Annotated in this window: 8 protein-coding genes; 4 read left to right on the top strand and 4 right to left on the bottom strand. The window is 56.9% G+C overall.

What is annotated here, in order from left to right; translation table 11 throughout:
- Positions 1-214 (bottom strand): PD-(D/E)XK nuclease family transposase (locus HQL65_11250; GenBank protein MBF0136807.1); only part of this gene is annotated, 214 nt, incomplete at its 3' end.
- Positions 215-839: 625 nt separating this feature from the next.
- Positions 840-1,001, bottom strand: coding sequence for a hypothetical protein (locus HQL65_11245; protein MBF0136806.1), 162 nt, complete (start codon positions 999-1,001; stop codon positions 840-842).
- An 86-nt stretch (positions 1,002-1,087) separates the two neighbouring features.
- On the opposite strand from HQL65_11245, the gene HQL65_11240 reads away from it, so the two are divergent.
- Complete coding sequence (locus tag HQL65_11240; GenBank protein MBF0136805.1) at positions 1,088-1,735, top strand: TetR/AcrR family transcriptional regulator; 648 nt, start codon at positions 1,088-1,090, stop codon at positions 1,733-1,735.
- Positions 1,736-1,874: 139 nt separating this feature from the next.
- Positions 1,875-2,465 carry a DsrE/DsrF/DrsH-like family protein gene (locus HQL65_11235; protein MBF0136804.1) on the top strand — a complete coding sequence of 197 codons (591 nt, stop codon included), beginning with the start codon at positions 1,875-1,877 and terminating at the stop codon, positions 2,463-2,465.
- Between the two features lie 66 nt (positions 2,466-2,531).
- Here the strand turns inward: HQL65_11235 and HQL65_11230 are convergent, their stop codons facing one another.
- Positions 2,532-6,806: a hypothetical protein gene (locus HQL65_11230; protein MBF0136803.1), complete on the bottom strand. Its 4,275-nt coding sequence runs from the start codon at positions 6,804-6,806 to the stop codon at positions 2,532-2,534.
- Here HQL65_11230 and HQL65_11225 point away from each other — a divergent pair.
- Both HQL65_11225 and HQL65_11220 read left to right on the top strand, forming a co-directional pair.
- A complete protein-coding gene (locus HQL65_11225; protein ID MBF0136802.1) occupies positions 6,805-7,098 on the top strand; it encodes a BrnT family toxin in 294 nt (97 codons plus the stop codon). The two genes, HQL65_11230 and HQL65_11225, sit on opposite strands and share 2 nt — an antisense overlap.
- Positions 7,058-7,333 (top strand): BrnA antitoxin family protein, encoded by a 276-nt coding sequence (locus HQL65_11220; protein MBF0136801.1) that lies wholly within the window; start codon positions 7,058-7,060, stop codon positions 7,331-7,333. The genes HQL65_11225 and HQL65_11220 overlap by 41 nt, the downstream gene beginning before the upstream one ends.
- A gap of 37 nt (positions 7,334-7,370) precedes the next feature.
- Here the strand turns inward: HQL65_11220 and HQL65_11215 are convergent, their stop codons facing one another.
- A complete protein-coding gene (locus tag HQL65_11215; GenBank protein MBF0136800.1) occupies positions 7,371-9,581 on the bottom strand; it encodes a diguanylate cyclase in 2,211 nt (736 codons plus the stop codon).
- Positions 9,582-9,965 lie beyond the last annotated feature (384 nt).

Raw genomic sequence — 9,965 nt, 5'->3', positions numbered from 1 at the left:
CACGCTGGTCCCGGCATTTGACATCCAGGATCGAAGATTTGAGTCCCTTGATCTTCGGGGCCAGAAACGGGTCCAGAATGGCCAACTCCACAATACGCCGGTCCCCATCCAGACCCAGCAGGCTCTCCAGAAAACTGATCAGGACATCCTTGGCGTCTTCACTGCCAAAAATTTTCTTGAACGCATAGTCGATGCGCGGATCGATGAATTTCATGGCGTTGTTCCCTGTCAAGACGGGTGCTTTGACTCATGGCTTGCCTACCAGATTTTTGGTCTGAAATCAGGTTTGTTGGCCAAATGAACAGTTTCACCTTCCAAAAATGCTTTCCAGACATCGTCCACAGTCACGATTTCAGACATTTTGCATCCTCCATATGATCATCAGGAACCTTTTTTTTATTCCGAAACAGAGACATCTATCGGTGCAAAACTTCTTCGGTATATTTCGGCTTCCCCGTCCAGGCATCTCTCGCACCAGGCCCAATTACTGCCAACAGGGCCATGCATTCCGAAAAAAATACACCACGATCCTGCCCCCGGCAAAACAGTCCTGCCCTCCCGGACCAAAACTCTTTGGCCAGTTCAATTTTCCCGATCAAATGAATCTACGACAATCATCCGCCAGAGGCAAACAACTTCCCCCCGAACACGGGCCAATCAAGTTTTACCAATTTTCAAAACAGATCGAGGCAGGAGCCTCGGTGGTGTCCCCCAGTGATCTGACCGACTACCTTGGATAAACCCTGAAAATCAGAAACAAATTGATTTTATTTAACTTATGCCAGTGCGCGTTTTGTGAAATGATGTTAGATTAAAATGTGTAGAATAAAATAGTTGAATCATACCAGGCCACCGGGAGACACCACCAAAAATCCCACCTCGCCAAGTTGTTGAAACTCGACATCCTGGCTCCGGCCATCGTGGAGACCATCCTGAGGAGCTGTTCGGCCTCCAGACGGCGTGATGGCATGCAAACCTGGCAGGGTGTCTCGGGAATTCAAGAGGGATGTTCCAGAAATTTGATCTTGACAAGCTGGGTTGAATCGGGTTACTTAAAACAGACTGACCGGTCAGTTACGATTGGCGCATGGGAGTTGCCATGGTGTTTGAGCAGGAGCAGGAGGCTTTGGCCGGGCTTTCGCCCAAAGCGCGGGCGACCCGGGAGCGGATCGTGCAAGCGGCCTTTGAGCTGTTCTCGCTGCATGGCTATCACGCCACTGGTCTGGAGCGGATCATCCGTGCTGCTGGCGTGGCCAAAGGCAACTTCTACCACCACTTCAAGGGTAAGGAGGCGCTGGCAGTCGCCACTCTCTCCTGGTATATGGAGAAAATGCGCACCGAAGTGGGACTGGACGATATCCTTGCCGATCCCTCTCCCCTGCACGGTCTATGGACTCTGTTGGGGGGAATGGCCAGCCAAACACGTTGCGCCGAATCGGGAAGTTGCCAGATTCGAGGCTGCTTCATCGGAAATCTTGCCCTGGAGCTTTCGGTGGACCATGCTCCGGTGCGGCACAAGGTGGCGGAGATCTTCGATACATTCCGGGAGCTGATCCGTACTCTGATCACACGGGCTCAGCATGTGGGTGAGGTCCGCCCGGATCTGGATCCGGCGCAGACCGCCGGTCTGATCCTGACCATGATGGAAGGGGCTACACTTGTGGATAAAACACGCCAGAAAAGCCAGGATATGCTCGGAGCCATCCAGTTTCTGAGAAACTATTTGTCTCCTTGATTTTTTTTTGTATTTTAATAGGCGGACCGGTCTGTTTATTAGCTGTGGAAGGCTATGACCGCTTTTGCGGGACATGTCAGGGATAACGGCCATGGATATTAGACAGACCGGTCTGTTAAAACATCATGAGGAGCAAACCATGACCCCACAAACCCAGATGACCCAACCCCCTATCACCCCGGAGGAGAAATTCACCCTGGCCATCGAAAAGTTGCGCCAGGAGATGGAGGCACGCTTTCAGTCTCTGGAACGGCGTGTACCCAACAACAGGGTAGCCATTGCGGTCTTTTCCGGCGACATGGACAAGGTATTGGCCGCTTTTGTCATCGCCAACGGTGCCCTGGCCATGGACATGGAGGTGTCGATGTTTTTCACTTTTTGGGGGTTGGCGGCGATAAAAAAGAACACCCGCCTCTCCGGCAAGGGGTTCCGGCAAGGCATACTCTCCATGATGATCCCCGCCAACAGTTCGAGGTTGCCCACCTCCAAGCTCAATATGCTGGGTATGGGGCCAACCATGATGAAGGGACTGATGCGGGACAAGAATATCTCTTCACTAGAGGAGTTGCGCAACCTGGCCCAGGAGATGGATGCCCGCTTCATCAGCTGCGCCATGTCTATGGATGTGATGGGGGTTCAAGCTGATGAGTTCATTCCCGGGGTGGAATTGGGCGGGGTGGCCACCTTCATGGAGGTTGCACTGAACGCCCGTGCCACCCTGTTTATCTGAAGCCCTGCCAACGGTCACGGCAACAGACGCGCCATCCCCGACGATGCAAGATAATCGGGTGTGCAGTTATACGTTTTTCTTGGGAGTCCGCCACGTCTGCCACAACCCTTCGTGGGAGAAACAGGTCCAACCCCAGCGAATCCAGCCCAGGGTTGCCGAGGCAAGCCAGATGGCCCAGAGCAGCATGGCCAGTCGATAGCTGAACAGAGAGATGGAGACCAGGTGTCCCTGGGGAAGTTCCGGACCGATGCGATCCTGAAACCATTGCAGGTGATCGTGGGTGGAGAGATTGCCCATGATTTTCATATCGGGCACGCCCGACAACAGGCCATAGGTGACAATGTCGAACAAGGCTCCGATGGCAGCAATGCTCCAACCCACCAGGAACAATTGCCGCAGATTGAAGCGCCAATGGGTCACACTCGTGGCGGTTTGTCGCCGCCAGCCGAGCAGCAGAAACCAGGCCAACAGGACCAGGGGCATCTCCAGGGGAAGCGTGCTGATGCCCAGACCGAGCAGAATCCAGTGGCGGGTCTGGAGTGGCGTCCAGGCAAGACGTCCCAGGGCCGGGGCCAGCAGCAGGATGATGAACAGGGCACCCCAGTACAGGATGGCCGGACCCAGGGTTGGCCCGGAGACCCAGAACAGCCAACGACCAGGGATCAGATGCACATGGATCGTGGCATTGACTCCCGGCAAACCCAGATCCACCTGGGGCGTGGTATGGAACAGCCCGATTCCTCCCGGTTGCCGCCAACTCAGGCGAATTTCCTGGCTGCCCGGCGTGATGGGCAACAGGACGGTTCGACCATCCTGACGGACAGGTTCTTCCCAATCCTGGATGCGGGTGGCCACCAGCTCCGCCCCTTGCGGCAGGCGAATGGCGTGTTGTCCGCCGCGACTGCTGCGCAGATGCAGGGTCAGAACCACATCCGTGGCCTGCATGCCCGGCGTGGCGGATAAATCACATTTTTCCAGGGTCAGGGTCGGTCCCGTCACCCCTTCGGGGCGCTGGACTTGAATCACGACCTGTTCCCCGGGCCAGGGCCGCCATTCCGGCTGCCGTCGCCCGGCCTGGTCCTGGTACCGGATCACGGGAATGCCGGCATGTGTCAAATGCCAGATATGACCGACATCCAGATGCCAGATTTCCACCCATTGACTGGTCTCTGGAGCCTTGAGGGTGAGCGAAGGGGTTATTTCCAGGACGGAACTCCAGGAAAACTCGGTTTGTTGGGGATTGAGATGCGCCTGCACCTTCCCCTCCGTCACCCGCACCTGGGCCGTGGTAACCGACTCGCCTGGCAACAGGGGAATTTCCAGCAAAAGGGCCGTTCCGGCCTGGGTCAGGCGCTTGATGCGGGTTTCCACGCGCCATTGCAGATCCAGGACAAGATGCCGTTCCACCTGCACAAACGCGGGCAACGATTCCGGCATGGCCTGAAAATCCGTATCGGTCCGGGCATGAATGCGGCGCAGTTGCAGACTGGAGTTGACCGCGCCATTGTCATGCAGGCCATCCACTTTCCAGCCCGTCACCCGGGTCAGGGTCACCCGGTGGGGTTGCAGGACGAAAGGAATCTGTATCACCTCCTGGGCCGGGGTGGCCCCTTCCAGAAGAACCTGATGAACCCCCTGGGGCACAAGGATCCAGAGGGTTCCCTGCTCGTCGCGTTGCAGGTGGGTTGCCGGTTCCCCGTTCAGGAGGACCCGGGTGGGCAACCATTGTTTGGCATGGCCTGGCAGGGGAACGGCCACCGACCGGTCGGCGTGGACCTCCAACAACAGCCGCAACTGATCCGGTGCCACCTCCAGGTTGAGACGGGGCAGATCGGCACACGCAGGCAGACAGGTGGGGGGAGCCGTCAAACGGGTGGCCAGGGTTTGCAACATGTCCGGGGCAACCAGATCGGCCCGGGCCGACGAGGCAAAACCAGCCAGACCGGTTCCCAACAGTGCCAGCAGGACCACACTGGCCGTCGCCGCTTCAGCCGCCTGTTTGCGGCCCGGAAAACCTCCCGGACGCGCTCCCGGCCACTTGACCTCCATGACCCGCCACAACAGGGCCAACAGCAGGAAGATACTCGAAAAATTCAATATTTGATTGATTCTGGGCGGAATCAGATAGAGGCGGAGTTGTTGCTGGCGCAGGACGGGTCCGTTCCAGCGCAGGGTAATGGTGCGCCATTGCCATTGGGGGAGACCATGGCCGGTCTGGATCTGGGCATTGGGGTCATGCAGGGCCAGGGATTTTGCAGGTCTGGCCGGGGCGCTGGCCGGTTTGTCGGCCAGGGCCGCGCCTCCATCGGGGCGATTGCTGCGCATGGATTCAGCCTTGCTCTTGGATGCTTGGGCCGCTTTGACGGCTTTTTTTTCCATGGCCGGGGGTGCCATGCCCTCCCGGCTTTCCTGTTCGACATCATAATCCAGGTTGGTTTCCGCAGCCTGATTGGCCATGGATCCAACCGGGGTTGCGACCGGTTGCAGGGCAGAACCCGTACCACCGGGCAGATCCAATTGGGGGTGAATTCCCTGTTGGGCCTGGGTGATCAAAAAGGGCAGGGCAACCAGAACAAGAATCAACAAACTGGCATAACGCCAAAAGCGAATGAACCGGCGCAGGACATGGACCGGCGGAACATGACGCAACAGTGCCACGGTGGCCATCAGGCTGAGGAGCGGCCAGGCCAGATTGCTTTCTTCGTGATAGACCAGGCCCAAGGTCAACAGGGTCACCAGACCCCAGAAATTTCCCCATAATTTTCGGGCGGCCAGGGCCAGAATCAGGGTCAAAAAAAGGTCCAGAAGGGTCCAACGACTGACCCAGGTATCATCAACCCGGTCGGCCCCCAGGGCATGGAACAGACGCCAGCCTGGTGGCAAATGGAGGGTGGTGGCAAGGCTTTGAAAATCCTGTTCCCACCCCACGGCAGGCAGGAAGCCACGGGTCTGGGCCAGGCGGCTTTCCGCGATCAGCTCCACCCGTCCATGGCGAATTTCGGTCCCGCTGCGGGTGGCCCCCGGCAGACGGGTGATCAGCAATCCCCGTCCGTTGACCTCGACCCGTCCCAGTTCCTGGGGCGGATTCATTTCCAGACGCCAGGCCCGGCTCGTGATGCCGTAGAGACGATCCCGAATCGAAAACCCCTGTCCGGAAAAATCGAGCCACAGGGTGCGATTGAGTTCCAGCCGGTCGGGATCGGGGTCGGGATTGCCGCGTTTTTTTTCCGTGAAGAGCAGGCGGTTGCCGGCCCGCAGCACAAAGGTGGGCATGCGTCGCCACGCTTCCGGCAACAGGGTTTGTTGTGGGTCCACGGTTTCGGCACCGCTCAGGGTGACCATGCGCAGGGCATGGTTGGCCTGAAAGGCCCACAACTCCTCTTCAGGCCAGGGGGAAACGATCTGTTTGGGCAGTTCCAGGGCAGCGACGGGAGAGGTGCGGCGTTGTTCCAGCACCAGTTCCCAGTTGCCTGGCCGGGCCTGGAGGCGCACCCGGCCATCAGGTTCCAGCCGGGCCGGCAGGGGCGAAACCAGGCGCAGGGGAATCATCTCCGCCAGGGGCGGCGTCAAGAATATTTCCCGGTTTTTGCCGGCAATGCGCAATCCGATTCGGGTCTCCAGCACCACCGGCACCCCATCCTTGATCAGACGGTGAACCGTGACTTCCAGATGGTCCTCGGTCCGGGTATCGACCCGTTGGGCGTGCAGCCAGAGCCGTCCCTGTTCATCCAGGTTGGGAAACGGCACCGGTTTGCCATTGAGCGTGAGATCGACCAGACCGGAGGCAGGCGCGACAGACAAAAATTCCGGCAACTCTTTCCAGGCCAGGGTTCCGGTGATCCGATGCGTTCCCGTGCCGGTTTGGACACCCGGTTTGCCGTTGCGGGCGGTCACCACGGCCGGCTTGCCATCCACCTGGACCGCTTCGGGCCAGATGCCGCCGGTTCCTCCGGGCAGGGGAATCCAGCTTTCCCGGGCAATCTGCCAATCCTGGGTAAAGCGGCCCGACTCTGAACTCAACTCCAGGGTGAGACGGGCCGGCCAGGTACAAAACCGTCGTTTGGCATCGTTATGGACCATGGGACACACCCTCTCCTCATGGTCGTACAAAACCCAATCCACCCAGGGTTTCAAGGGTTCGGGAACCTTGTCCGGTTGCAAAGGCGCAGCGTGCCCCGTTCCCAGGATGAACAAGTGGCAGGCCGCAAACAAAAATAACAGAAAATTCCGTGGCATGATCTGTCCAATGAGGGTTGTTTTTCCGTGAGCGTGTTGCAGGTAATCGGGATTTGTCAAGGGATCGTTGGCATATTCATTGATCGTCGCTATAATAAATTCCATGAAGATCGAGTTTGATCCAGACAAGGAGTATGCCAATCGCTTGAAACATGGGGTGTCTCTGGGGGATGTGGAAGGTCTTGATTGGGAAAGATCTGTTATTTCTCTGGATCGGCGACACGACTATGGGGAACCACGCATGATCGGTTATGTGCCGAAACGGAACAGGCTGTACTGCGTTGTGTTTGTAGATCGGGAAGGCGTTCGAAGAATCATCAGCCTGCGCAAGGCGAACAAACGGGAGACCAAGCGTTATGCCAGAGACGTACATGGGATTCATTCTTCCCACTCCTGAAGAGGAGGAAGCCATTGCCCGTGGCATTGCGGCGGATCCAGACACTTATGTGCCGACTGATGCGGAATTCAAGGCCATGCGCCCCCTGCATGGCAGGCCGGTTGATTCTGATAAAAAGATTCTTTTATCCGTGCGATATTCGCCTGATGTTGTGGCGTTTTTCAAGGCCACAGGTCCGGGCTGGCAAACGCGCATGAATGAAGCCCTGCGGGAGTGGGTGGCAGCGCACAGATGATCATCCGTGCGCTGCCTCTGGAGATCCAATGCCAGTCTCAAGAAACGCTTTGGCTCAGGCTTGCCGACTCCACGACCGGGGCTGAACCGGTTCCCTTGCAGTTGTCGGGTTGACGCACCTGCTGCCGGACCTGGTGCGCGGCTGGCTGGGGTTCACGAGACGCGGTTTCCTTGGTGTCGGTATTTTTCCGGTCACTTTCCTGGGAAAGATAACGGGGCACATGGCCGACGACCGTGTTGCAGCCGCCTTCCTTGGCCATTTGCAGGGCGCGGTCGGCCTGGGTCAGCAGGTCATCCCCGGTTTCCTGGTCGCCTTGCCGGGTGGTCACGCCGACGCTGAGGGTCATTTTGATCCCGTTCAGGCGGGGTGCCAGTTGCTGTCCGACCTTTTCGACGGTCTTGCGGAGGCGTTCGCCGCATTGGATGGCGGCGGAAAAATTTGTATGATTCAGGACAATCAAAAACTTGTCCCCTTCAAAACGCCCGATGAGACCATTTTCCCGGATCGATCTTTTCTGGATTTCCGCCAGCAGTTTCAGGATGCCATCCCCTTTCTGGTTGCCAATCTGGTCGTTGACCTGTCTGAACTGATCCAGATCCGTCATCAGCAGGGAGAGTTCTCCATTGTTTTTGTTGGTTTCATGCAAGGCCTCTTGCAGGCCTGTTTCGATGCGTTTGCGATTGAACAGGCCGGTCATGGCGTCATAATCCGCCTGTTTCCGGGCTTCCTGGTAGAGGCGTACATGTTCGAGGGCCACGCCCAGTTCGCGGGCCACCACCGCCACTTCGGTCAAATCGGACTCGGCCATTTTTTTCCTGGCAAAGCCGTAATCGAGCCAGAGCAGGCCATGCACCCGGAATTTGCCAAACACGGCCACCACGCCGATTTCATCGACCCCCATCTTGCGGAGAATTTCTTTTTCGATGGCGGTCCGGCCCTTGATGATTCGTGGCCGCCGATCCCGCAGGCACTCCCGAAACCCGCTGTCCACCTGGGTCAGGGGAATGCGCAGTTGGCTGAAATCCCGGTTGCCCTGGAAGGCCGGGGTCCGGATGCCCGGTACCAGCGTCCGGTCATCCGGATCCACGTGAAACATGCACAAAGTATTGAACTTATACTCCTTGCGTATGGCCTGGAGGGTATTGGGCACGATCCACTCTTCGTCCAGGCTTTGGTGGGGAATGAGCAGGGAGTTGGTCTGTTCCCGAACAGGCATCGGGTCGCCGGTTGCATTTTGCTGCTGGTCACGCACCATTTGTCCCAGGCGGAGGGTGGCCCCCAGCAAATGCCGCCGAAACTGCATGCCATTGGGCATGTCGTAGCCGTATTGATCGGCAGTCACGGCCAGAAAAGCATCCAGTCGTGCCATGATGCCGCTCCAGTCCGGTTGCTCCAGATCGAGGGCTTGGGCCATTTTAGGCCCCAAGAGGGGTTGCCGGGGACCAGGAACGGAACCCAGTCCCTGGGTCCAGGCAATAAAATCCGCCAGTTGCACGATCTCGGCCATACGAAATGTCCCGGGGTCCATACCGGTTGCTTCCGTGCCATTTCCGGTCTGCCCTTTTTTTTCATCTTCTCCACCTTCGTGGTGATGAAGCACCGCATCGACCAGCCATTTTGGCAGATCGAACATCCGCAACCACCAGGCTCCCAGTTCCTGGTGCCCCAGACCGATCATCTCCTGTTCCTGGGCATGCAGACAGACACCGGACCGGGGTGCCAGTTGCAAAAAATCGCTGTAACCCCGCCAGCCGAATTTTTCCAGAAGGACACGCCCCAGATCATGACACAGTCCGACCAGGAATGATTTTTCCGGATCTACCTGTTTGCTTTCACGGGCCAGATCACGGCTGATGCAGGCCACGGCCAATGAATGCCGCCAAAACAGCCGGGGATCGAACTCTTTGCTGACCGGGGTTCCATGGATCCAATAACGGTACAAAATTGTCTCCAGGAGTGCAGAGCGAATCTCTTCCGGTTCCAGGTTGCGCAGGCGTTCCCCGAATTTGGCTGCGGGAGTCAGGTCAAACCGATCCGGATAACGGAGAGAGAGAATTTCCTGGAGATCTTCCGGCAGACTTGGGATGGCCGTGGCCAGTTTGGGCATGGCTTTGGCCAATCCGTCCCATTCGTCACCAGAGCGAAACATTTCCTGCAACCCCGGAAGATCCTTGCCCAAATCCTCGGGACTGCGAATCAAAAGGGATTCAATGGCACCCTTGCCAGTTTTTCCTACAGGTCCGTTCATGGGAACCTCCTGCCGATTGTATTTATTGGATTCCGGAGGATTTTAATTACCCGCTTCCCGGACAATTCGTCCCGATTTCGGGACGAAAGCCTTTTTTGCGAATTCCACGCGGTCAGTCGAACGATTGCGTTGTCCGATAAGAAGGTACAGCAATTCTTGAACCAATCTATAAATTACTTGTTTTATCAATAATTTAAATATTAAAATTAATGCCAAGCCCCGTCGTTTGGACGGTGTGAGGCATGCAATGTACAAATATTTTTACGTTTTTGGAAAATAAACAGGACACTCCGGTATCAATATTTTTTAAATAACTGATAATACATGATAAATTTTTATTTTATCATGTAAAAAAAATTACCGATCTGGATCCATCTTAAGGCT

It is taken from the genome of Magnetococcales bacterium (genome assembly GCA_015228935.1).
Classification (GTDB): Bacteria; Pseudomonadota; Magnetococcia; order Magnetococcales; family DC0425bin3; genus HA3dbin3.
This window is presented reverse-complemented; position numbering and strand designations above follow the sequence as displayed.

Excerpts from the sequence above, each read along its gene's own strand:
- HQL65_11240 (MBF0136805.1), top strand. The coding sequence starts at position 1,088 with ATGGGAGTTGCCATGGTGTTTGAGCAGGAGCAGGAGGCTTTGGCCGGG.
- HQL65_11235 (MBF0136804.1), top strand. The coding sequence starts at position 1,875 with ATGACCCCACAAACCCAGATGACCCAACCCCCTATCACCCCGGAGGAG.
- HQL65_11225 (MBF0136802.1), top strand. The coding sequence starts at position 6,805 with ATGAAGATCGAGTTTGATCCAGACAAGGAGTATGCCAATCGCTTGAAA.
- HQL65_11230 (MBF0136803.1), bottom strand. The coding sequence starts at position 6,806 with ATGGAATTTATTATAGCGACGATCAATGAATATGCCAACGATCCCTTG.
- HQL65_11220 (MBF0136801.1), top strand. The coding sequence starts at position 7,058 with ATGCCAGAGACGTACATGGGATTCATTCTTCCCACTCCTGAAGAGGAG.
- HQL65_11215 (MBF0136800.1), bottom strand. The coding sequence starts at position 9,581 with ATGAACGGACCTGTAGGAAAAACTGGCAAGGGTGCCATTGAATCCCTT.